Below are 23,280 nucleotides of genomic sequence, written 5' to 3'. Positions count from 1 at the left end.
AGAACCTGGCATCGGCATTGCCATTAAGGAATCGTTGAGATTCGCGATCCCCCCCCTGAACACACCACACCTGAGGCAGACCATGCTGCAGAATCGCAAGGGCTTCACGCTCATCGAGCTTCTGATCGTCGTCGTGATCATCGGCATTCTGGCCGCGATCGCGATCCCCAAGTTCGCGAACACTAAGTCCAAGGCGTACGTCACGGCCATGAAGTCGGACCTCCGCAACATGGTGACGGCGGAAGAGGCCTTCTTCTCGGATTCGTCCAAGTACTCCACGAACCTGAGCGCCATCAACTTCAAGCAGTCGACGGGCGTGAACACGCCGGCCGTCGTGGTGGGCGCCGGCTACTGGTCGGCTACCGTCACCCACAGCCAGCTGTCGGGCCACACCTGCGCCATCGCGGTGAACACGGCCAACCCGCTCGTGACCACGGCGGGCGAGGGCGAGCCGGTCTGTAACTGAGCGCCTGGCTCGGTACGCTTGAAAGGGACCGGACGCGCATGCGTCCGGCCCCTCTTGCATTGTGGCACTGGTTTCGCACGTTGCGGGTGAATCCGGTTACGGGTGCGGCCCTTTGCCCGCCCATCATGCGGCATGCGGCCTGCCTCCGTATGCGTTCACGCCCGTTCCCGTTCCCATCGCCGCCGACTCCGGCGCGGATTCACGCTCGTCGAGTTGCTCGTGGCACTCGTGCTGTTCGACGGTGCGCTGCTGGCCATGGCCGGGAACGCCGCCCTGCTCGTCCGGCTGCACGCCACGGCCAACCGGCGGGCCGCCGCGGCTGCGGCCGCCGCCACGCGCATTGCGCTCCTCCGGGCGCAGGGCTGTCCCGATGCCGCCACCGGCACCGCATCGCCGGCGCCCGGCCTGGTCGAACACTGGGCGGTGGCCCGCCTGGGTGCCACCGCCCGCCTGCTGTACGACAGCGTGACGTACGACGCGCGGGCGCCGCAGGCCGCGTTCGTGCTGCGCGCCGCCCTGGTCTGCTAGATCATGCGGCGCGGCGTCACGGCCATCGAGATGGCGGTCACGCTGTGCCTACTCGGCCTGGTGCTCGCGTTGCTCGCGCGTCGCGCCGCTTCGCTCGAGCGCTGGCAGCGCGCGCTCCAGGCGTCGCGGCAGCAGGCGTGGGCGGCGCGCCAGACACTCGACGTGCTCGCCGCGCAGTTGGCGCCGATCGCTGGGGGCGACATCGCGCCTCAGGCGGCGTCCGACTCGGCCGTCGAGGCGCAGGCGTTCGTCGGGACGGCGGTGGCCTGCATGCAGGGTGCCGAGCTTCGCGTGGCCGGCGATGCCGTTGCCGACGGCCCGGCGCTCGCGTCGTTCGTCACGCCGCCCCGCGCCGGCGATCGCCTGTTCGCGCTCGACGAGCGCGGCGCCCCCGAACGCTGGGTGGAGCGCACCGTCACGCGCGTCGTCAGCGGCGGCGCGGCGTGCCTGTTCGTGGCGCGTGGCGACGGGCTCGTCCTGGCGCTCGACGCGCCGCTCCCGATGGCCGGCTCGGCGCTGGTTGCGGTCCGGGTCGCCCGCCGTACCCGATTCAGCCTGTATCTGAGCGGCGACGGCCTCTGGTATCTGGGGCTGCGCGAGTGGAACGCCGACGCGTCGCGTTTTGCCGGCATCCAGCCGGTGGCCGGTCCGCTGAGCGCGTACCGCGCGAACTCCGATCGGTCCGGATTACGGTTCACGTATCTCGATGCTGCCGGCCGTCCGCTCGCCCGGCCGCTCGCGCTCGCCGAGTCCATTGGCGGCGTGGAGATCGCGGCGCGCTCGGATCCGGGCGCGTTCGCGGCGCATCTGGCCGTCGTGCTGCGCGATGCGCGCCCGTAGCGGGCGCTCCCGCAGGGCGCGCCGCGGCATCGCGCTGCTGCTTGCGCTCGTGGCGCTCGGGGTGGCCGGCAGTTTCGTGGCAGCCGCATTCTTCGCAGCGCGTATCGCGTGGACCGCCGACCGTCTGGCGCAGCGCACGCTGCAGCTCCAGGGGGCCACCGACATCGCGTTAGCGCAACTGATCCAGGCATGGGACGCGGCGCGCTGGCTGCGCCAGCCGGTGGGCACCACGCAGCCGGCGTTGGAGTTCGACGTGGATGCCGGTGCGCGCACCCGCGGCTGGATCACGCGGGTGTCCAGCCGCACCTTCCTGGCCACGATCCGGGCCACGGATCGGGCGGACAGCGCCGCCGCCGGCGCGACGCACCTTCTGCGCGTCGAGTCGCCGCGGTTCCCGGGGCTGGCCGCGCTCGTGGCCCGCGGCGACGTGCGCGCCGACGGCGTGCTCCAGACCAGCGCCGACGATTCGGCCGACGCGAGCGGATGCGGGTCGATGGCCGCGGCGGTGCCGGGGATCATGGTGCCCCCCGGGCGGACGGCGCCGCCCATGGCCGTCGAGGGGCGCGAGGCCGGCATCGACTCCACCTACCTCGTGTTCGGGACCAGTTCCCTGGACGGGCTCGTGCGCGGCGCCACGCTCGAATTGGGGGCCGGCGCGGCGGTGGCCGCGCCGGCCGCGGTGCTGGCGCACGCGGCCGGCGATCTGGAACTGGTGGGTGGATCCGGATCGGGAATCCTGATCGTGGATGGTCGCCTCAGGGTGACGGGACCGGTGTCGTACCGCGGTGTGATCGTGGCCGTGGGTGGACTGGAGGTGGCGGCGGCCGGGGTCACGGTTGATGGCCTGATACTGTCGGCATCAGTAGATGCGTCGAGCGTACTTGTTAAGCCAAATGCTGGCTTGCACTTACGATATTCCGTGTGCGCTGTGGAGGCTGCCGTTTGGCCAATCGGCCGGCTGCGGTTGGTGATTCCGCGGGGCTGGGCGCCGACTCCCTGACCGCCCGGGTGGCCGGCTGGCGGCGGCATCGAGCTTCGGGCCTGTGGGTGTTACCTCGTTGCGCGTAGTTCGTGTACCGTGAGGCGCAACCGGCCGGGTTCGGTTTGGCGGCGTCCGGTGTCCGGAATCGGCAGTCCGAGTGTGTGGTAAGTGCTGTCGGCACTACCCGGTACGGCTCACCGTTGCAGCGTTGACCTTCCACGGAATACGGCGGGATTCCCCGCCGTTTTCTTCAGACGCCGACGCTCACCTGCACTTGGGGCACGGGCCCCGCGTGGTGAGTGCGGCACGACCCAGACCTTCCCCATGGCATTCCTTGGTCGGAGCAAGACGACAATCGGCCTGGATATCGGATCGGGCCTGATCAAAGTCGCGGTGATCGATCACTCGAAGGGCGAGCCGGAACTGGTGAAGGTTGCCACGGCGCCGCTGCTCGTCGACGCCATCGTCGAGGGCGAGGTGATGGATCCCGGCATCGTCGCCGAGGCGATCCAGTCGGCGATGCTGGCGGCGGGCGTCAAAGCCAAGCAGGTGGTGACGGCCGTGGGCGGGCGCGACGTGATCATCAAGAAGATCCAGATCGAGCGCGTGAAGGAGCAGCAGGCGCGCGAGTTGATGCGCTGGGAAGCCGAGCAGCACGTGCCCTTCGATATGGAATCGGTGGAGCTGGACTTCCAGATCCTCGATCCTGACGGCGACGGGTTGGAGATGAGCGTGTTGCTGGTGGCGGCCAAGCGCGAGTTGGTGGAATCCAAGCTGCGCGTGCTGACCGACGCGGGGCTCGAGGCCGGCATCGTGGACGTGGATGCGTTCGCGCTGCACAACGCGTTCGAGCTCAACCATCCCGACGCGATGACGGGGGTGGTGGCGCTGGTGAACGTGGGGCATGAAGTCACGAACATCAACATCCTCGAGGACGGCGTGCCGATTCTCACCCGCGACCTGGCGGTGGGGACGCGGCGGTTCCGCGAGGATCTACAGCGCGAGCGCGGCCTGAGCGCCGACGACTCGCAGGCGCTGTTGCAGGGATTCGACCGCTCGCCGCACCTCGACGTGATTCTCGAGGGCCGCGGCGAGGAGATCGCGTTGGGCATCGAGCGGGCGGTGGCGTTTCTCGCCTCCAACTCGCGCACGGCAAGTTCGGTGCGGGCCGTCTACACCTGTGGCGGCGGGTCCCGGATTCCGGGGCTCACCGGCATGCTGGCCAACCGACTGAAGCTCGCCGTGGAGCAGGCCAACCCGTTGGCATCGCTGAAGGTGCGTGACGGGGCGCTGGACTCGCTCGTCACTGACGAAATCGCACCGCTCCTGATGCTTCCCATCGGGCTGGCGCTGCGGAAGGTCGCATAGCCCCCATGCGTCACGCCTCATGATCGAAATCAATCTTCTCCCAGGCGCTCGCAAGAAATCGAGACGCGGCGGTGCGCCGCGGGTCGACTTCGCGTCGTTGACGTCGGGATTTTCGGATCGCATCAAGGATCGGTGGCTCGCGGCCGCCGTGGTCTGCGGCGTCGTGTCGCTGGCGGCCGTCGGGGCCATGTATGTGTACCAGAGCCGCCAGGAGTCGCAACTCACCAATGCCGAGCAGCTCGGACTGGCCGACTCCACGCGCTACGCCTCGGTGCTCAACGAACGCGTGCACCTGGAAGCCAAGCGCGACACGCTGCTCCGTCAGCTCAACATCATCCGCGCCATCGACGGCGATCGGTTCGTCTGGCCGCACGTGCTCGAGGAAGTGAGTCAGGCGCTGCCGCCGTACACCTGGCTCACCGGGCTCACGTACACGGGCACGCCGCAGGGCCAGAACATCGTCACCGCGCGCCCGCCCGGGGATGAAGCGCCCAAGGCCAAGAAGGTCGCCAGGCTGGACACCACCATTCCGCTCGATACGGTGCGCGTACGCGTGCTGGGCCGGACGGTGGACATCCAGGCGCTCACGCGGTTCATGAAGGGTCTCGAAGACTCGCCGTTCCTCGGCAACGTGACGCTCGACAAGTCGGAAGTCGCGGTGGACAACGGCGTCCAGGTCACCGACTTCCAGCTGACGATGCTCTATACGCGCCCGGACTCGAGCGTCATCCATCGGGTGCCTCTCAACGTTTCGGTGAAATAGCCATGGCTCTCCTTCCGACCGGCCGAAACGATCAGATCAAGCTCATGGTGGTCATCCTGTTCCTGGCCATCGCCGGGCTGTACTACCAGTACGTGTGGACGCCCAAGGCCCTCGTGCTGCAGCTGGCCAGCGAGCACGTCGACAGCCTGCAGGCCATGAACAAGAAGGCCAAGGACGACGTGGCGCGCGGCAGCATCGACAAGCTGCGGGCGCAGGCCAACGAGTATGCGGGCGAAGTGGAGATCATGCGTCAACTCGTGCCCACCGGCAACGAAGTGCCGGCGCTGCTCGAGGCGGTGTCCACCGCGGCGCGCCAGGTGGGGCTCGACATCTCGTCGGTCTCGCCCGACGGCGTCACGCAGGGTGACCAGTTCGATACCTACAAGTACAAGCTCGGAGTCACCGGGCCCTATCACAAGATCGCGGAGTTCCTCACCAACGTGGGCGAACTGCGCCGCATCGTGGCGCCGATCAACGTGTCGTTGACCCCGTCCAGCGCCAACGACCGGAACAAGAACCCCATGGTGCATCTGCTCGACGCGACGTTCGACATCCAGACGTACGTCGCCCACACCTCCCCGGCGGCGATGCCGCTCAAGGAGGGCAAGTGAGGCGTGCACTGATCGTCGCGGCGCTGGTGGCCCTCGGGGCCGGTACGGCGCACGCGCAGATGACCAAGGCCATCGACAAGGCCCGCAAGGCGGCGGGCGCGGCCGACGCGCACGTGGCCGCCGAGCAGAACGCCCCGGCCCAGGCGCAGGGCAAGAAGGCGCCGGCCAAGCCGGCTCCGCAGTCGGCGCCGCCCAAGGGCGCGGCGCTCGGCACCGGGACCGGCGGCAAGGTGGGGCCCCACGGGCGCGTGGCCGCCAAGACCGACAGCGTGCCGTCGTTCGTGATGCGCGAGGCGTTCGACTACGACCGCACCGGCACGCGCGATCCGTTCGTCTCGCTGCTCAACACCAGCGAGCTGCGGCCCGTGCTCTCCGATCTGCACCTGATCGGCATTCTCTACGACGTGTCCGGCCACCGGTCGGTGGCCGTGATGCGCGATCAAGCCAACACGCTCTACCGCGCGACGGTGGGGCAGACGCTGGGCCGGATGCGCGTGGCGCAGATCAAGCCCCGCGTCGTGATCTTCACCATCGAAGAATTCGGATTCAGCAGGCAGGATTCGCTGGTGCTCACTGATTCTACGAAAGCGAGGATTCCATGAAGCGAGTGATGACGCTTGTCGCGGCGCTGGCCGTCGCGCTCGTCGCCGGCGCGTGGCGGCCGGCCGCCGGGCCGGACGCGGGAGCCGTGACGTCGTTGAGCGTCGTGCCGATGAGCGGCCGCGCCCAAGTCCTGATCGGAGTGGGCGGCACGGTGTCGGTTCAGGATTTCACGCTCCAGGATCCTGACCGGCTGATCGTCGACATCAGCGGCGCATCGCTGCGCGTGCCCACGGGCGGCTACGACCAGGCCGACCGCGGCGGCGTGCTCGGCGTGCGCTATTCACAGTTCAGCCGCGGCGTGGTGCGCGTGGTCGTCACGCTCGACGCCCCGCACCGGTACTCCGTGGCCCAGGAGAACGGCCGCATCCGCGTGACGGTGGACGGGACGTCCGCCGACTTCGCGGCCTGGCACGTGGGCTCGGCGCTCACCGAGGCCGCGCCGCACGTGGACGCCGCGCCGGCCGCCGAGAACCCGGCGCCGGTCCCGGTGACCGCGCCGGCCGCCCCGGCCCGCCTGTCGCTCAAGGCCGTATCCGCGGCACGCCTCACCACCTTCGAACCGCAGCACACCACGCAGCCCCGCATCACCGTGAGCTGGGAGAACGCCGACATCCGCGACGTCGTCGCGGCATTCTCCACGTACTCCGGCCGCACGATCATCCTGTCCAAGGGTGTCGACGCCGCGAAGATCACCGCCAACATCACCGACCAGCCGTGGGACGTCGCGCTCCGCGTCGTCCTCAACGCCAACGGGCTCGACGCCGTCGAGGATCCCAGCGGCATCCTGATCGTCGATACACAGGAACACATCGCGGCCCGCCGCGCGGCGGCGCCACTCGTCACGCGCACGTTCCGCCTGAACTACGCCAAGGCCTTCAATCTCATGCCGAGCGTGCAGGTGCGCCTGTCGCGCGATTGCGGCACGCAGGGCCAGGGCCAGCAGCAGCAGGGCCAGCCCACCGGCACCGTCGGCGGCGCGGGCGAAGGCGGCAACGCGGCGCCGGTGACCACCAACCTGAGCTGTCCGGTGCGCGGCGCGGTCACGGTGGACACCACCACCAACAGCATGAGCGTCACCGACGTGGCCGGCAACATCGACTCGCTCGAAGCCTACGCCAAGAGCCTCGACCTCCGGCAGCCGCAGGTGAACATCAAGGCCAAGATCATCCTCGTGGACCGGACCTCGCTCGAGGCCCTCGGTCTGCAGTACGACATCGGCAGCGCACATCAGTACTTCAACGACCTGGTGCCGCGCCTCGACTCCACCGGCAAGCCGCAGACCACGCCCGGCGTGATCTACCTGGGCGGCAACACGATCTCGGCGATCGCCAACGCCACGCAGTCGGTGCCCGGCGCCGCGCTCAAGGCCGTGTACTCGGCGGCCATGGGCGGGTTCAGCTTCACCAGCTTCATCCAGGCGCTGACCACGATCTCGCTGCTCGACGTGCAGGCCGAACCGAGCGTGACCACGCTCAACAACCGCACGGCCAACCTCACCGCCGGCACCCAGGTGCCGATCCGCGTGGTGGATGCGTCGTCGGTGGGCGGCCAGACGGGCCCCAAGGCCACCGTGAGCTTCCACCAGACCGGTATCATCCTCACCGTCACGCCGCAGATCACGGCCAATCACCAGATCCAGATGACCGTGCACGCCGAGAACTCCGACGTGCAGACCTTCTCCAACGACGTCGGCGCGGTGTTTCCCACGCAGAGCGTGGACAACGTGATGCTCGTGGCCGATGGACAGACGGCCGTCATGGGCGGACTCACGCAGAACACCGTCACCGTGACCAAGAGCGGGATCCCGGTCCTCGTCGACCTGCCCATTCTCGGCAAGCTGTTCGGCTTCACGCAGCGATCGGAAACCAAACGCGATCTCCTCATCCTCATCACGCCGCACATCGTTGACGATGGGCAGCCGATGCCGGGTGACGGAAGCTCGCACTAGCCGGAGCGGAGTGACCTGATGAAACCCGCACTCGTTCGCCTGCTCGCATTGGGCGCCGGCATCGCGATTGTCGTCAGTTGCGATTCCGCGCCGCTCACCGCGCCGCTCGGTTCCGGCGGCACGGCCAATGCCGGCACCGGGGGCGTCGATCTGGTCGCGCCCACGGTGACCATCGACACGCCCACCGTCGGCAGCGTGGTCAACGCCGGCGATTCCATTCTCGTCACCATGCACCTGCACGACGACCGCGCCCTCGGCGGTCTCATGCTCACCGGCTACAAGGAAACCGGCAGCATCGCCCTCGGCACGTTCCAGCGCACGGCGCGCTATGCCGCGATCGCGGTGCCCGTGGGCGGCGTGTTCCGCCCCGGACTCCGCGACACCGTCATCCGGCGCTATCTGCAGCCCGCGCAGCCGGTGGACACGTCGCTCGACAGCCTCGTGGTGGTGGCCATCCTCAGCGACTCGGCCGGGAACGTGGACTCCACTTCGCGGCGCATGGACATCGTGGCCGGCCCCAAGGTGAACTTCGTGGCGCCGGTGACCGGCGACAGCGTGCCGGCAGGCGTCGGCATGACGGTCACCCTCCACGCCACGCACTCGCAGGGCGTAGCCAGTCTCAGCTTCCGCGTGCAGGGTGAGTCCAACTGGCCCACCAAGCTCGACACCACCGTGGCCACCACGTACCCGCCCAACAGCCGGGACGTCACGCTCACGGGCATCGTCCGCATTCCCGCCGACGCCCCGGTGCGCGGCCGGATCACGGTCACCTCCGCGGCCACCGACGTGAACGGCCAGCCCGGCAGCGCGGCCCCGCTCTCGGTGATCGTGCGCAGCGGCAGCAATGCCGAGCCGACCGTCACGCAGAGCGTGCTCGCGCGTTCCGAGATGACCGACAGCGTGACCATCTCCGCCAACGGCGACGGCATCCAGACGGTGGGCTTCGTGGTGCTCGACACCCTGGGCAACCAGCTCAAGCGCGACAGCGTGGTGCTCCTCGCGCCGTACGCGTCCAACGTCCGGCAGGCCATGCCGCTGAACCTCGATCCCACCACGCAGGGCAGCAAGGTCTTCATCTACAGCTTTGCCAAGGATCAGGCGGGCCGGGTCGGCTACTCGATCAAGGTGGGCACCACCAACCCGCAGAGCTCGGCGTCTGGCGCGTACACCGACTCCACGCTCGTGGCCTACGGCGAGACCTTCCCGCTCCCGGCGTCGCGCCAGGGCGTGGTGGGCGACATCGCCGTGGATCCCGTGCACGGCAACGTCTTCCTCTCGAACACCAACTACAACCTGCTCGAGATCTGGCAGAACGCCACGCAGACGTTCGTGCCCAACGGCGTGGCCGTGGGCGCGCAACCGTGGGGCATGGACATCTCCACCGACCCCACCACGCTGCTCGTGGCCAATTCGGGCGGTACCAACATCAGCGAGGTGTCCATCGGCACCTCCACGGCGAGTTCGATCACCGAGAACCTGGCCAAGCGCATCAACACCCGGAATACCGTGGTGTACGTGGTGCACACCACGGTCACGTTCAACGTCGATACGTCGGGCAAGGACACCACCGACACCTACCACACGTCGTTCGACGGACCGTTCAGCTACTCCGACCGGCCGCAGTACGTGGAACAGGGCGCCAGCGGACAGATCTACTACTCCACGCGGCCCACGAGTGCCGCCACGCCGGGCACCATCCGCGTGATCGATCCCACGCAGGCCGTGGCCGACCCGCGCCACATCTGGCAGTACGGCGCGCAGGCCGGCGATCTGGCCCAGATCGCCGTCTTCAACGTGGACTATCTGAACGTCATCAAGGCGCCGGTGGGAAGCACCAACATCTCCGACCAGATCGTGGCCTGCGACCACGCGCCGGGCACGGCCAACCCCCAGCAGTGCGTGACCGACTCCACGGCCGCCGGCATCCAGACGCAGCTCGTGGCCAAGGTGGGCAGCGACATCGACGAGGTCACCGGCCTCGACGTGACCACCCTCGGGCTCACCGACACCACCTTCGTGGCGCGCAGCGGCGATCGCCAGTGGATCGGCTTCGGCGAGGGCGACACCAAGGGTCGAGCCGGCCGCGTGATCATGGCCCACGATGGCGCCAACTTCGGTGCGATCACGGTATCGGGATCCATTCCGATCTCCGACGCCGTCGAGAACGCGTCGGACATCGTGAACGGACTGGCCATCGACAGCACGGGCCAGGTAGCCGGCATGCACGGCAACCTGGAGTCGTACATCCTCAGCGTTGGCAATCCACTGCCGCTGCGCTTGTTGGGCAGCTACAACTCGGCCGATCTGGGGCAGGGCATCACGTTCAGCCCGGGCGCCAACGGCGTCGGCACGCCCAACCTTGCCGATCGCGTGGCGTTCGTGGGCTCGGCCACCGGAAAGATCGAGATCGTGGACATCGCGCACTACAACAACCGCGGCACGCTGCAACTCAAGTACGGGCTCTACGGGCCGCTCCGCGCCACGCGGCCGCTGCCCGGCGATCCCGCCGGCGTCGTGCTCAAGCTGTACGGCATGACCGCCAACGGGCTCGTGGTGATCAATCTGCGCGCGTCGGACATCAAGGCCGGCTCGCCGTAGTTCACGCCGCGACGTTCGCATGGTAGAATTGGTGAGCCCGGCCCTGCGTCGGGCTCACCGCGTTTGAGGACCCATGATCCGATTCACCACAGCCGGCGAGTCGCACGGACAGGCGCTCGTCACCATTCTCGAAGGCATCCCCGCCGGATTGCCCCTGCTTGCCGCCCACGTCAACGCCGAACTCGCCCGCCGGCAGCAGGGCTACGGCCGCGGCCGCCGCATGCAGATCGAGCAGGACGCCGTGGAATTCCTGGCCGGCGTGCGCGCCGGCGAGACCATCGGCGCGCCCATCGCCATGCTCGTCCGCAATCGCGATTGGCAGAACTGGGCCGAGATCATGGATCCGGCGCCGCGCGATGGCGAGGACCCCTCGGCGCTCCGCAAGCGCGCCGTCACCCGCCCGCGCCCCGGGCACGCCGATCTCACCGGCCTGCTCAAGTACGACCGCGACGACGCGCGCGACATCCTCGAGCGCGCCTCGGCGCGCGAGACCACGGCCCGCGTGGCCGCGTCGGCGGTGTGCCGCCGGCTGCTCGCCGAGTTCGACGTGCGCATCGGCAGCCACATCGTCCACCTGGGCGGCATCGACGCGCGGCGCCCCGAGCCGATGCCGGCCGACATCAACGCCGCCGCCGATGCGTCGCCGCTCCGCACGCTCGACCCCGACGCCGAGCAGGCGATGATCGCCCGCATCGACGAGGCCAAGCGCGCCGGCAATACGCTGGGCGGCATCTGTGAAGTCGTGGCCGACGGCCTGCCCGTGGGGCTCGGCTCGCACGTGTCGTGGGACCGCAAACTCGACGGCCGCATCGGCGCGGCCATGATGAGCATTCCGGCGGTGAAGGGGGTAGAGATCGGCATGGGTTTCCAGGCCGCGCGCGTGACCGGCGCCGAGGTGCACGACGCGATCGAACTCGCCAGGGGGCGCCCCCTGGCCGGCAACGTGCGCCGCACCACCAATCGCGCCGGTGGACTGGAGGGCGGCATGACGTCGGGCGAGCCGCTCGTGGTGCGCGTGGGCATGAAGCCGATCAGCACGCTCATGCGGCCGCTGGCCACGGTGGACGTGGCCACCAGCGAAGCGGCGGCCGCGGTGGCCGAACGGAGCGACGTCACCGCCGTGCCGGCGATGGGTGTGATTGCCGAGGGCATGCTGGCCCTGGTGATCGCGAATGCCTTTGCCGAAAAATTCGGCGGGGACTCTCTCGGAGAAATGCGCCGCAACTATGACGCCTACCTTTCGCACATCGCAGGGCGGCTCGGCGGCTGATCCGTCGGTCCCGCACCTGATCCTCGTGGGGCTCCCGGGCTCCGGGAAGTCCGTGGTCGGCATGCGGGCCGCCGAGATCGCCGAACGGACCTTTCTCGACTTCGATGCCGAGATCGAGCGCCGCGAGGGCAGGCCCATCGCGCAGATCTTCGGCGAGTCGGGCGAGCATCACTTCCGGGCCAAGGAGCGCATCCTCACCGAGGAGCTGCGCGAGATGGGCGGGATGATTCTCGCGCCCGGCGGCGGGTGGATCGTCAACCCGGACGTGGTGTCGCTGCTCCGGCCCCCGAGCATCATGGTGTACCTCAAGGTACGGCCGGAGACGGCGCTCAAGCGCATGGGCAAGCGGCAGGAACTCCGGCCCCTGCTCATGCGGGCCGATCCGGCTCAGGAGATGCGGCGGTTGTTCGAGGCGCGTCGCCTATTATATGAAGGGGCCGACCAGGTGATAGATTCGGAACACCTTACGTTGCAAGAGGTTACGGAAAAGGTAGTTGCATTAGCAAAGGAATTGCGTTAGGGGTTCTCACCCCTCCGAGTGGCCCAGAAGTTGACGCGGTGCGTAGAATGCGGCATTCGGGCGGGGCTTGGAAAGGCCCGGAATCGGCCCGCACTCGCGGCGGCGATCCCGGATATTCGCGGTCCACACGACGCAGCGGCCGGGTACGTCCGGCAGGGGATCAATGCCATGCGTGCTCGGCGGACGGTCAAATTTGGTGGTCCCGGTGGGCCACCGGGCCCGGCAGGGACATGACGATACGAGTGTTGGGGCCGCACGAGCGCGGACGGTTCGCGCCGGAGGCCTGGGGATATTTGCTCGCGCTCGGCAGTACGGGAGCCGTGAACTCCTTTGAGTTGGAGACGATCATCGAACGGGCGCTGTCGCAGGTGGACGGCCGCATCGGGCTCGACGATCTGCGCTCGCTGCTCGAAGGGACCGGCTTGGACGATGGGCGCTCGGGCAACGACAATCAGACGGTACACTGATCATGGCTGTGAAGAAGAAGACCACAACGACCAAGAAGCGCGCCACCGCCCGCAAGGCCAAGGGCAGCGCGGCCACCACCAAGCGGCGGGGCCGCGCGGCGGCGGCCGAGCCCGAAGAGGAGCTGCCGTCCGAGCCGGGTTCGACGTCGTTGGTGATCGTCGAGTCGCCGGCGAAGGCCAAGACCATCGGCAAGTATCTGGGCCGCGGCTACCGGGTGCGGGCCACGGTGGGCCACATCATGGACCTGCCCGAGAAGAAGCTCGGCATCGACGTGGAGAACGGGTTCGAGCCCGATCTCGTGCCGATTCCCGGCAAGGAGAAGACGATCGCCGAGCTCAAGAGCGCGGCGAAGACGTCCAAGGAAGTATTGATCGCCACCGACCCTGATCGTGAAGGTGAGGCGATCGCGTGGCACGTGGCGGAGCAACTCAAGCCCAAGCGCGGCAAGTCCACCATTCCCATTCGGCGCGTGCTGTTCCACGAGATCACCAAGGACGCGGTGCAGCGGGCGATCAGCGCCGCCGGCGAGATCGACGAGCGCAAGGTGGAGGCGCAGCAGGCGCGCCGCGTGCTCGACCGTCTGGTGGGCTACAAGGCCAGCCCGGTGCTCTGGAAGACGGTGAAGAAGGGCATCTCGGCGGGGCGCGTGCAGACCGTGGCGTTGCGCCTGATCGTGGAGCGCGAGCGCGAGATCCGCGCCTTCAATCCGGTGGAGTACTGGACGGTGGAGGCGTTGCTCGAGAAGAGCGGCACGACGTTCACCGCCAAGCTGCACCACATCGACGGCAAGAAGCCGGAGATTCACCACCAGGCCGACGCCGAGCGGATCCTTGCCGATCTCAAGGGGCGCAAGACGTTCGGCGTGACCGACGTGAAGCGGCGCGAGCGGCGCAAGAATCCGTCGGCGCCGTTCACCACGTCCACGCTGCAACAGGAAGCGGCCAAGAAGCTGTCGTTCGGTTCCAAGCGCACGATGCGCGTGGCGCAGGATCTGTACGAGGGCATCGAGGTGGGCGCCGAGGGCGCCGTGGGTCTGATCACCTACATGCGCACCGACTCCACGCGTGTGGCCGAGAGCGCCGCGCTGCAGGCGCGCGACGTGGTGCGCAAGGCGCACGGCGAGGAGTACCTGGCGTCGGCGCCGCAACTGTACGGCGACGGCAAGAACAAGAGCAAGAACGCGCAGGACGCGCACGAAGCGGTGCGGCCCACCGATCCGGCGCGGCGTCCGGACGACGTGAAGCGCTATCTGTCGCCCGATCAGTTCAAGCTCTACCAGCTGGTCTGGCAGCGGTTCATGGCGTCGCAGATGGCGCCGGCGGTGTTCGACACGACCACCGTGGACTTCGATCTTCCCGCGTCGTCGCAACCCGACATCGGGCGCCGCAACTATCTGTTCCGGGCCACGGGGAGCATCGTGAAGTTCCCGGGGTTCCTGGTGCTGTACCGCGAGGCGCACGAGGAGGGCGAGCACAAGGCGCTCGAGGACGAACAGGCGCTGCCGGTGGTGGACGTCAAGGAGCAGGTGCCCGTCAAGTCGATCACGCCGTCGCAGCACTTCACCGAGCCGCCGCCGCGCTTCTCCGAGGCCAGCCTGGTCAAGGAGCTGGAGAAGCTCGGCATCGGCCGCCCGTCCACGTACGCGGCGATCATCTCGGTGCTGGCCGACCGGCGCTACGTGAACCTGGAGCAGCGCCGCTTCTTTCCCACCGAGCTGGGCGAGACGGTGGAAAAGGTGATGGTCAAGCAGTTCCCCGACGTCTTCAACGTGGGGTTCACGTCGGAGATGGAAGGCGAGCTGGACAAGATCGAGGACGGCGAGCTGAGTTGGCGCAAGGTGCTGCAGGATTTCTACGGCCCGTTCGCCAAGTCGCTGGCGTCGGTGGATGCGCCGGCGCTGATCGCGGCGGCGCACGATCTGTCGGGGCTGGCGGCGCTGCGCTGTCCCGACTGCGGCGGCAAGCTCGAGCCGCGCGGCGGATTCTTCGGGCCCTTCCTGGCCTGCGAGAACCATCCCAAGACGTGCAAGTACACGCGGCCCATCAAGGGCGAGAAGGCCAAGCCGCGGATGACCGACGTGCCCTGTCCCCTGTGCGCGCAGCCGATGGTGGTGCGGCAGGGACGGAGCGGGGAATTCCTGGGCTGCAGCACGTTTCCCAAGTGCCGCGGCACGCGGTCCATGCCCACGGGTGTGTACTGCCCCAAGGACGGCGGCGAGATCGTGGAGCGCCGGTCCAAGAAGCGCGGAACCGCGTTCTTTGCCTGCGCCAACGAGACCTGCGACTTCGTGGTGTGGAACCGCCCGGCGGTGGAGAAGTGCCCGGAGTGCGGCTACATCGGCGCCGAGATGAAGTCCACCAAGGCGCGCGGCGACTTCCGCAAGTGCATCAAGTGCGGCAACGAGTGGGAAGCGCCCAAGAGCGAAGAAGCCGAGCCCGCGCTGGCGGGATGAAAGACGGTAGGACGGTAGGACGGTAGGGGGGTAGGACGGTAGACTGCGTACCGCAGTCATCGGTCCTACGCTCCTACCCCCCTACCGTCCGACTCTACTAGTAATGAGCCACCAGACTCCAGTAACCATCGCCGGCGGCGGACTCGCCGGATCGGAAGCCGCGTGGCAGCTGGCCGAGCGCGGGCACGACGTGGTGTTGCACGAGATGCGTCCCGTGCGCGGCACGCCGGCGCACAAGACGGATCGTCTGGCCGAGCTGGTGTGCTCCAACACGTTCAAGAGCACCGAAGCCACCAACGCGCACGGGCTGCTCAAGGCCGAGATGCGGCTGCTGGGCTCGCTGGTGCTCTGGGCGGCCGATCAGGCGCGCGTGCCGGGCGGCAGCGCGCTCACCGTGGACCGCGACGTGTTCTCGCGCGCCGTGCACGACCGCCTCATGGCGCATCCGCGCGTGACCGTGATCCGCGAGGAGGTCACGGCGCTTCCGTCGCCGGGCATCGTCGCCACCGGGCCGCTCACCTCCGACGCGCTGGCCGAGGCCATTCGCGCGCGGCTGGGCGTGGCCTCGCTGGCGTTCTACGACGCCATCGCGCCCATCGTCTCGCGCGAGTCGATCGACGACTCGATCGCGTTTCGCGCGTCGCGCTACGACAAGGAAACCATGGAGGGCGCCGAGCCCGAGGGCGCCTATCTCAACTGCCCGTTCACGCGCGACGAGTACGAAGCGTTCCTCGACGCGCTGCTGGCGGCCGATCTGCACCACGGCCACGAGTTCGACGAGGTGCCGTACTTCGAAGGCTGCATGCCGGTGGAGGTGATGGCGCAGCGCGGCCGCGACACGCTGCGCTTTGGCCCCATGAAGCCGGTGGGGCTCGTGGATCCGCGCACCGGCCGGCGTCCGTGGGCGGTGGCGCAGCTCCGCATGGAGGACCGGGCCGGACAGATGTGGAACCTGGTGGGCTTCCAGACGCGGCTGCGCATTCCGGAGCAGAAGCGCGTGTTCACCATGATCCCGGCGCTGGCCAACGCCGAGTTCCTGCGCTTCGGCACCATCCATCGCAATTCGTATCTCAACGCGCCGGCGTCGCTCACCCCGCATCTCTCGCTGCGCGATGACCCGATGACGCTGTTCGCCGGCCAGCTCACCGGGGTCGAGGGCTATACCGAGAGCACCGCCACCGGGCTCGTGGCCGGCGTCAATCTGTCGCGCCTGCTGCACGGGCAGGACGCGGCGGTGCCGCCGCCCACGACCATGCTCGGCGCGCTGTACCGGTATCTGCGCGAGGCCGACCCGCGGCACTTCCAGCCCATGAACGCCAACTTCGGGCTGGTGGAGCCGCTGCCGCAGGAGGTGCGCGACAAGGCCAGGAAGCGCGGCATGATCGCCGAGCGCGCGCTGGCCGACATGGAGCGCTGGCGCGACGAGTTCGTGTCCGCGGTGGCGGCGCCGTGACCAGCGACGCGCCGGCGCCGGCCGAGGTGGAGGAGTACCTCACGCATCTGGCCAAGGAGCGCGACGTGTCGCCCAACACGGTGATCGCGTACCGGCGCGACCTCAAGGAATTCGTCGGGTTCCTGGGCGCCTACCATGGCGGCGCGGTGTGGAGCTGGCAGGGCGTGGACCGCCTGACCATGCGCGGGTTTCTGGGCCACCTCACGCGGCGCGGGCTGTCGCGGCGCTCGATGTCGCGCACGTTGAGCGCCGTGCGCGGGTTCTACCGGTTCCTGGCCCTCAACGACCTCGTGTCGGTGAATCCGGCGCGGGCCGTGGGCGCGCCCAAGCTGGAGAAGCACCTGCCCGGATACCTCGACCGCGCGCAGATCGACCTGCTGTTCCAGGCGGCCGAGGCGCGGGCCATGGAGGGGCGGTTCGAGGACGTGCGCAACCTGGCCATCCTGGAGCTGTTCTACTCCACCGGCATGCGCGTGTCGGAGCTGCAGGGGCTCAACCGTCCGGATCTGGATCTGATCTCGCAGCAGGTGAAGGTGCGCGGCAAGGGGCGCAAGGAGCGCATCATCCCCGTGGGCGACCACGCGCAGCTCGCCGTGCGCAATTACGAGGCCAAGCGCGAGGCGCTGCCGGGCGCGCTGGGCGCCGGGGCGGACCGGCGGGCGCTGTTCGTGGGGCGCACCGGCAAGCGCCTCACCGTGCGCGCCGTGCAGAAGCTCATGAGCAAGTTCCTATCGCAGGTGGACGAGGAGGCGGGGCTCACCACGCACTCGCTGCGGCACACCTTTGCCACGCATCTGCTCGACGCCGGCGCCGACCTCCGGGCGGTTCAGGAGCTGCTGGGCCATGCGTCCATCAGCACCACGCAGATCTACACGCACACCAGCGTGGAGCGGCTGAAAGAGGTGTACCACAAGTCGCACCCGAGAGCATAGCCGTTGGCTCGCGGCCGTACGCCGGTTGCTCGCGACCTTCCGTTCAGGATGCCCGAACGAAACCGGGATCGTCCCGTGTCCGTTGTGTGATCCGTCATCACCCGACCATCATGCTGCGTCCCGGCCCGCTCATTCACGATCTCTGGCTGCTGCTCCTGGCCGTCTGGCTGGTCGGCGCCTTTGCCACCAAGCGGACGGCCCGGCGCCAGGGTCGCGGCTCCCGCATGGTTCAGATGGTGTTCGTGGTTTCGGCGTACTTCCTGCTCTTCGATTCGGACACGGCGAAGGGATGGCTGGGCTGGCAATTCTCCAAGCCGAGCGCTCCGATCGCCTGGACGGGCGTCGCGCTCACGGCGGCCGGCGTCGGCCTCGCGATCTGGGCGCGCGGCGTCCTCGGCGGCAACTGGAGCGCCACCGTCACCGTCAAGGACGACCACGATCTCGTCGAGCGTGGCCCGTACCGGCTGGTCCGCCACCCCATCTATTCGGGGTTCTCGCTGGCCGCCGTGGGCACGGCGCTGGCCATCGACCAACTGCGCGGGGTGGTCGCGGTCGGGCTCATGCTGCTCGCCTGGCGTCTCAAGTGGCCGATCGAGGAGCGCTTCATGATCGAGGAGTTCGGAGACCGGTACCTGGACTACCGGAAACGGGTAAGCGCAATTATCCCACGCATTTGGTAGCCGGTCGCCGCCCGTCGGGAGGGGGGCTATCTTTCACTCATGCCACTCCCGATCATTCGCGCCACCACCATCCTGGCCGTCCGCCGCGAGGGCAAGGTCGCCATCGGCGGCGACGGACAGGTGACCGTGGGCGACACCGTGATGAAGGCCAAGGCGCAGAAGGTGCGCGCCATGCAGGGCGGCAAGCTGCTCACCGGGTTTGCCGGTTCGGTGGCCGACGCGCTCACGCTGTTCGAGAAGTTCGAGGAGAAGCTCACGCGCTTTCCGGGCAACCTGCCGCGCGCCGTGGTGGAGTTGGCCAAGGAATGGCGCAGCGACCGCGTGCTGCGCCGGCTCGAGGCGATGCTCATCGTGGCCGACGTCAGCAACGGCTACATCATCTCGGGCACCGGCGAGGTGATCGAGCCCGACGACGGCATCCTCGCCATCGGTTCCGGCGGCCCGTACGCGCTGTCCGCCGCCCGCGCCCTGGCCAACAACACCACGCTGGCCCCGCGCGAGATCGTGGAGCGCAGCCTGCAGATCGCGGGCGAGATCTGCATCTATACCAATACCAATATAACCGTCCTCGATGCCTGAGCCGGCGTAGCCGGCGCACGCGACGGCCCATTCCGCGCCGCCGCGCCCGCCGCCGGCCTCCCGGCGCGTGCCCATGCCAACCAACCATACCGAGCAAGTCCTGGCCCGTCTCGCCGACCTGACCCCGCGTCAGATCGTGGCCGAGCTGGACCGCTACATCGTGGGCCAGGCCGACGCCAAGAAGGCGGTGGCCATCGCGCTCCGCAACCGGTGGCGCCGGCAGCGCGCCCCCGAGGGCATCCGCGAGGAGATCGCCCCCAACAACATCATCCTCATCGGGCCCACCGGCGTGGGCAAGACCGAGATCGCGCGCCGCCTGTCCAAGCTGGCCGGCGCGCCGTTCATCAAGGTGGAGGCCTCCAAGTTCACCGAGGTGGGCTACGTGGGGCGCGACGTGGAGTCCATGGTGCGCGACCTGGTGGAGAGCGCCATCGACATGGTGCGCACCGAGCGCGAAGCCGAGATCGAGGACCTGGCGCACGAGCGCGTGGAGCAGCGGCTGCTCGACCTGCTGCTCCCGGCGCCCGAGGCGCCCAAGGCCAGGACCCCCGAGCAGCCGGACGCCGAGACGTCCAACGTGTTCGTGGTCTCGGCGCGCGGCGACGTGACCCGCGAGCAGGAGCTGGCGCAGGAGCGCCACCAGCGCACGCGGGAGAAGCTGCACCAGCTGCTCAAGGACGGGCAGCTCGAGGGGCGCGAGGTGGAGGTGGAGGTCACGCCGCGCGCGCCGATGATCGACGTGCTGTCGGCGCAGGGCGCGCCCGAGGGGATGGAGAACTTCACCGACATGCTCAAGGACATGCTGCCCAAGCGCCAGAAGAAGCGCAGCGTGAAGGTGAGCGAGGCCCGGCGCATTCTCCTCGAGCAGGAGTTCGAGAAGCTGATCGACATCGAGGAGGTCACGGCCGACGCGCTGGAGCGCGTGGAGAAGCTCGGCATCATCTTCCTCGACGAGATCGACAAGATCGCCGGCGAGCGTTCGCAGATGGGCGGCCCCGACGTGTCGCGCGAGGGCGTGCAGCGCGACCTGCTGCCGATCGTCGAGGGCTCCAACGTGCAGACCAAGTACGGCATGGTGAAGACCGACCACGTGCTGTTCATCGCCGCCGGCGCCTTCCACGTGTCCAAGCCCAGCGATCTCATCCCCGAGCTGCAGGGGCGGTTTCCCATCCGCGTGGAGCTCAAGCCGCTCACCGAGGCCGATTTCGTGCGCATCATGACCGAGCCCGAGAACGCCCTCACCAAGCAGTACGCGGCGCTGGTCGAGGCCGAGGGCGCCAAGCTCACGTTCACCGACGACGGCATCCGCGAGATCGCGCGCATCGCCGCGCTGGTGAACGAGCGCATGGAGAACATCGGCGCCCGCCGGCTGCACACCGTGATGACCACGCAGCTCGAGGAGGTGCTCTACGAGTTGCCCGACCGCGGCACCGCCGAGATCGTCGTCGACGCCGCCGCCGTGCGCGACAAGCTCAAGGCCATCGTGGAAGACGAAGACCTCCGGCGCTACATTCTCTAGTCCCCAACCCTCAAACCACTCGGCATCTTCCCATGGCCAAGCCCGTCACCGCCGCCGCGCCCGCCCTGCCGCCCGAGTCGTATCCGCCGCACCGCGACTTCCTGCAGATCACCGACTTCACGCGCCCCCAGCTCGAGCGGCTGTTCGCGCTCGCCGAGCGGATGCGCGGCGGCGGCTACACCAAACAGCCGCTGGCCGGCAAGACGCTGGCGATGATCTTCATGAAGGCGTCCACGCGCACGCGCGTGTCGTTCGAGGTGGGCACGTACCAGTTGGGCGGGCACGCGCTGTTCCTCTCGCCCCGCGACGTGCAGCTGGGCCGCGGCGAGCCCATCGCCGACACGGCGCGCGTGCTGTCGCGCTACGTGAACGGGATCATGATCCGCACCTTCGCGCACCAGGACGCCGAGGTGCTGGCGCAGTACGCGGGCGTGCCCGTGATCAACGGGCTCACCGACATGGTGCATCCCTGCCAGGTGCTGGCCGACCTGCTCACCGTGCGCCAGCATCTGGGCAGCTATGAGGGAAAGGTGATTGCCTGGATCGGCGACGGGAACAACATGGCCAATTCGTGGATCAACGCCGCCAACCGGCTGGGGTTCGAGTTGCGCATCGCCTGTCCCGAAGGCTACGAGCCGGCCGACCACCTGCTGGTGGAAGCCAAGAAGCACGCCAGGATCACCGTGACGCGCGACCCGATGGCCGCCGCCGAGGGGGCCCACGTGGTGACCACCGACGTGTGGGCGAGCATGGGGCAGGAGGAGGAGCAGAAGACGCGCGCCAAGGCGTTCGCCAAGTACACCGTCAACGCCAAGCTGATGAAGAAGGCCGACCCGGGCGCGATCTTCCTGCACTGCCTGCCGGCGCATCGCGGCGAGGAGGTCTCGGCCGACGTGATCGACGGGCCGCAGAGCCGCGTGTGGGACGAGGCCGAGAACCGCCTGCACGTGCAGAAGGCGATCATGGCCGTGCTGATGGGCGGGGAAGAGGTCGGGTAGGGCCTCCGCCGGGCGTGGCCGATGGGCAGCAGGCGGCGACCGCCCACTGCCCACCGCCCACGCTTCCTACCGGGTGAGCGTGAGCAGCGCGAACGAATTGGGCTTCACGGGCGGGCGGCCGCGTCCACCGGCCGGCCTGGCGCCGAACTCGGCCGACACCGTGTAGAGCGTGTGCGTGGCCGGATCGAGTTCCATGGTCCGCGCGCCCTCCATGGTCTTCACCGTCTGCACCACCGTGTAGTGATCGGGCGAATCCTCGTGCATCACGGTGATCGTGCCGTCGCCGCACGACGCGAACGCGAGCTGCGTGCCGGCGTCGAACCGCGTGGCGTCCACGCCCTGACCGATGGGCACGGTGGTCACGAGCTTGCCGGCCGCGGCGTCGGAGATGGCCATCACGCCGCTCCGGCAGCCGCTGAACAGCCGGTGGTGGGCCACGTCGATGGCCAGCCCGGTGGGCGCCTTGCACGGGGCGATGGACCACTGCCGCACCACCTTCATGGACGTCACGTCCACCTCGTCCACGGCGCCCTTGCTCTCGATGTTCACGTACACGTGTCCCTCGCCGTCCGACACGCCGAACTCCGGTTTGCCCTGCAGATCGATGGTGCCCAGGTTCCGGCCCGTGACGGCGTCGATCACGCTGGACGAGCCGGCGTCGCCGTTCATGGTGAAGATGTGCTTGCTGTACGCATCGTACAGGATGCCGTCGTCGTCCACGGCGGCGTGCGTCTTGCCGATCACCTTGAGCGTTTTGAGATCGATCATGCGCACGGTGCTGTCGCCGCCCGAGGTGGCGAAGGCGTGGCCGGCGCCGTAGGCGAACGCCACGCCGTGCGCGCGGTCGAAGCCGGGGATCTCGGCGATCACGGCGCCGGTGGCCGGGTTCACCACCATCACGCGATTCTCGCGCGCGATGAACAGCCGGTGTCCCTGGCCGTCGAGCGCGAGATAGTCCCAGCCGCCGTCGCCGCCGATGGCGTGGGTGGCGGCCACATGGTAGCCCGGGCCCTGCGCGGGGGCGGCCGCCATCAGCACGGCTGCCGCGGGAAGGAGGAACGACCGAAACATCGACATGACATGCGCTCCAGATGAGTGAATGCGGAGCCGGGTGGGCCGGCCCCTGACGCGAGCGGGGAGCCGACGGTGACCCGCCGGCTCCCCGAAATGTGGGCTCGGTGCCTGTCAGGAACCTTACAGCGCCCGGGGCCTCACGCCCCGCCGAACCCGATCTTGGTGCCCAGGATCACGGTGCGTCCGTAGAACTCGCGCTGCACGCTGTAGGCGTGGCCCGGCGAGCCGTTGAAGAAGCCGAACACGGCGTCGTTCAGGTTCAGCCCCTGCAGCTGCACCTGCACGTCGCTGGTCACGTTGTAGACCAGCGAGGCGTCGATCTGGGAGTGGGCGTAGAAGTAGTTGTCGCCGTTGGCGGTCTGGGAGCCGTCGCCGTAGCCGGCGATGTTGGCGCCCTGGTACTGCCAGGCTGCCCGGGCGTCCACGGGCCCCCAGTTGTACGTGAGCGCCACGTTGGCCACGTTGGGCGAGGTGCGGGGCAGGGGCGCGGTGCGGGCCACCACGGGGGCGCCGAGTCCGGCGGCCGTGGTGGCGGTGTCGGCCAGGATCTGGGCCTGCGATTCCACGTGCGTCCAGTTCACGTCAAAGCCCAGCCCCGCCCACGCGCCGGGCAGGAACCGCAGGCGGT

At 68.8% G+C, this 23,280-nt stretch carries 22 protein-coding genes; 20 read left to right on the top strand and 2 right to left on the bottom strand.

All coding sequences use genetic code 11. The features are described 5' to 3' along the window. Positions 1-82 precede the first annotated feature (82 nt). From VNE60_03490 to argF, 20 genes are all read left to right on the top strand, one after another. A complete protein-coding gene (locus tag VNE60_03490; GenBank protein ID HVB30572.1) occupies positions 83-466 on the top strand; it encodes a prepilin-type N-terminal cleavage/methylation domain-containing protein in 384 nt (127 codons plus the stop codon). A gap of 132 nt (positions 467-598) precedes the next feature. Beyond that, positions 599-994: a prepilin-type N-terminal cleavage/methylation domain-containing protein gene (locus tag VNE60_03485; protein HVB30571.1), complete on the top strand. Its 396-nt coding sequence runs from the start codon at positions 599-601 to the stop codon at positions 992-994. Positions 995-997: 3 nt separating this feature from the next. Beyond that, positions 998-1,834, top strand: a complete 837-nt coding sequence (locus tag VNE60_03480) for a hypothetical protein (protein HVB30570.1) — start codon at positions 998-1,000, stop codon at positions 1,832-1,834. Beyond that, positions 1,821-2,834 (top strand): hypothetical protein, encoded by a 1,014-nt coding sequence (locus tag VNE60_03475; protein ID HVB30569.1) that lies wholly within the window; start codon positions 1,821-1,823, stop codon positions 2,832-2,834. The genes VNE60_03480 and VNE60_03475 overlap by 14 nt, the downstream gene beginning before the upstream one ends. A gap of 306 nt (positions 2,835-3,140) precedes the next feature. Continuing rightward, positions 3,141-4,184: a type IV pilus assembly protein PilM gene (gene pilM / locus VNE60_03470; GenBank protein HVB30568.1), complete on the top strand. Its 1,044-nt coding sequence runs from the start codon at positions 3,141-3,143 to the stop codon at positions 4,182-4,184. 97 nt (positions 4,185-4,281) lie between these two features. Beyond that, positions 4,282-4,947, top strand: coding sequence for a PilN domain-containing protein (locus VNE60_03465; GenBank protein HVB30567.1), 666 nt, complete (start codon positions 4,282-4,284; stop codon positions 4,945-4,947). Positions 4,948-4,949: 2 nt separating this feature from the next. Beyond that, the gene (gene pilO, locus VNE60_03460) at positions 4,950-5,558 is read left to right on the top strand and encodes a type 4a pilus biogenesis protein PilO (protein ID HVB30566.1); all 609 of its coding nucleotides are present in this window, start codon (positions 4,950-4,952) and stop codon (positions 5,556-5,558) included. Continuing rightward, complete coding sequence (locus tag VNE60_03455) at positions 5,555-6,160, top strand: hypothetical protein (protein ID HVB30565.1); 606 nt, start codon at positions 5,555-5,557, stop codon at positions 6,158-6,160. Before pilO ends, VNE60_03455 begins: the two co-directional genes overlap by 4 nt. After that, a complete protein-coding gene (locus tag VNE60_03450; GenBank protein HVB30564.1) occupies positions 6,157-8,109 on the top strand; it encodes an AMIN domain-containing protein in 1,953 nt (650 codons plus the stop codon). Before VNE60_03455 ends, VNE60_03450 begins: the two co-directional genes overlap by 4 nt. An 18-nt stretch (positions 8,110-8,127) precedes the next feature. Beyond that, entirely contained in the window at positions 8,128-10,707 is a 2,580-nt protein-coding gene (locus VNE60_03445) for a hypothetical protein (protein HVB30563.1), read from the top strand. 73 nt (positions 10,708-10,780) lie between these two features. Next, positions 10,781-11,977, top strand: a complete 1,197-nt coding sequence (gene aroC, locus VNE60_03440; protein ID HVB30562.1) for a chorismate synthase — start codon at positions 10,781-10,783, stop codon at positions 11,975-11,977. After that, a complete protein-coding gene (locus tag VNE60_03435) occupies positions 11,934-12,497 on the top strand; it encodes a shikimate kinase (GenBank protein HVB30561.1) in 564 nt (187 codons plus the stop codon). Before aroC ends, VNE60_03435 begins: the two co-directional genes overlap by 44 nt. Before the next feature lie 230 nt (positions 12,498-12,727). Further along, the gene (locus tag VNE60_03430; GenBank protein ID HVB30560.1) at positions 12,728-12,964 is read left to right on the top strand and encodes a DUF494 family protein; all 237 of its coding nucleotides are present in this window, start codon (positions 12,728-12,730) and stop codon (positions 12,962-12,964) included. Positions 12,965-12,966: 2 nt separating this feature from the next. Then, complete coding sequence (gene topA, locus VNE60_03425) at positions 12,967-15,417, top strand: type I DNA topoisomerase (protein HVB30559.1); 2,451 nt, start codon at positions 12,967-12,969, stop codon at positions 15,415-15,417. Between the two features lie 103 nt (positions 15,418-15,520). Beyond that, complete coding sequence (gene trmFO / locus VNE60_03420) at positions 15,521-16,870, top strand: methylenetetrahydrofolate--tRNA-(uracil(54)-C(5))-methyltransferase (FADH(2)-oxidizing) TrmFO (GenBank protein HVB30558.1); 1,350 nt, start codon at positions 15,521-15,523, stop codon at positions 16,868-16,870. Beyond that, on the top strand, positions 16,867-17,802 hold the full coding sequence (locus VNE60_03415; GenBank protein HVB30557.1) for a tyrosine recombinase XerC: 936 nt from the start codon (positions 16,867-16,869) through the stop codon (positions 17,800-17,802). The genes trmFO and VNE60_03415 overlap by 4 nt, the downstream gene beginning before the upstream one ends. 110 nt (positions 17,803-17,912) lie before the next feature. Further along, on the top strand, positions 17,913-18,482 hold the full coding sequence (locus VNE60_03410) for an isoprenylcysteine carboxylmethyltransferase family protein (protein HVB30556.1): 570 nt from the start codon (positions 17,913-17,915) through the stop codon (positions 18,480-18,482). 39 nt (positions 18,483-18,521) lie between these two features. Next, positions 18,522-19,061: an ATP-dependent protease subunit HslV gene (gene hslV, locus VNE60_03405; GenBank protein ID HVB30555.1), complete on the top strand. Its 540-nt coding sequence runs from the start codon at positions 18,522-18,524 to the stop codon at positions 19,059-19,061. 73 nt (positions 19,062-19,134) lie between these two features. Continuing rightward, positions 19,135-20,580, top strand: coding sequence for an ATP-dependent protease ATPase subunit HslU (hslU, locus tag VNE60_03400; protein HVB30554.1), 1,446 nt, complete (start codon positions 19,135-19,137; stop codon positions 20,578-20,580). 32 nt (positions 20,581-20,612) lie between these two features. Then, positions 20,613-21,578: an ornithine carbamoyltransferase gene (gene argF / locus VNE60_03395; GenBank protein ID HVB30553.1), complete on the top strand. Its 966-nt coding sequence runs from the start codon at positions 20,613-20,615 to the stop codon at positions 21,576-21,578. A 66-nt stretch (positions 21,579-21,644) separates the two neighbouring features. Here argF and VNE60_03390 read toward each other — a convergent pair whose 3' ends face one another. Together VNE60_03390 and VNE60_03385 are read right to left on the bottom strand one after the other, a co-directional pair. Further along, a complete protein-coding gene (locus VNE60_03390; GenBank protein HVB30552.1) occupies positions 21,645-22,655 on the bottom strand; it encodes a hypothetical protein in 1,011 nt (336 codons plus the stop codon). A 134-nt stretch (positions 22,656-22,789) separates the two neighbouring features. Next, positions 22,790-23,280 (bottom strand): hypothetical protein (locus VNE60_03385; GenBank protein ID HVB30551.1); only part of this gene is annotated, 491 nt, incomplete at its 5' end.

It is taken from the genome of Gemmatimonadaceae bacterium (assembly GCA_035533755.1).
Lineage (GTDB): Bacteria > Gemmatimonadota > Gemmatimonadetes > Gemmatimonadales > Gemmatimonadaceae > JAGWRI01.
The sequence above is the reverse complement of the archived record's forward strand: the minus strand, read 5'-3'. Positions and strand labels throughout refer to the sequence as shown.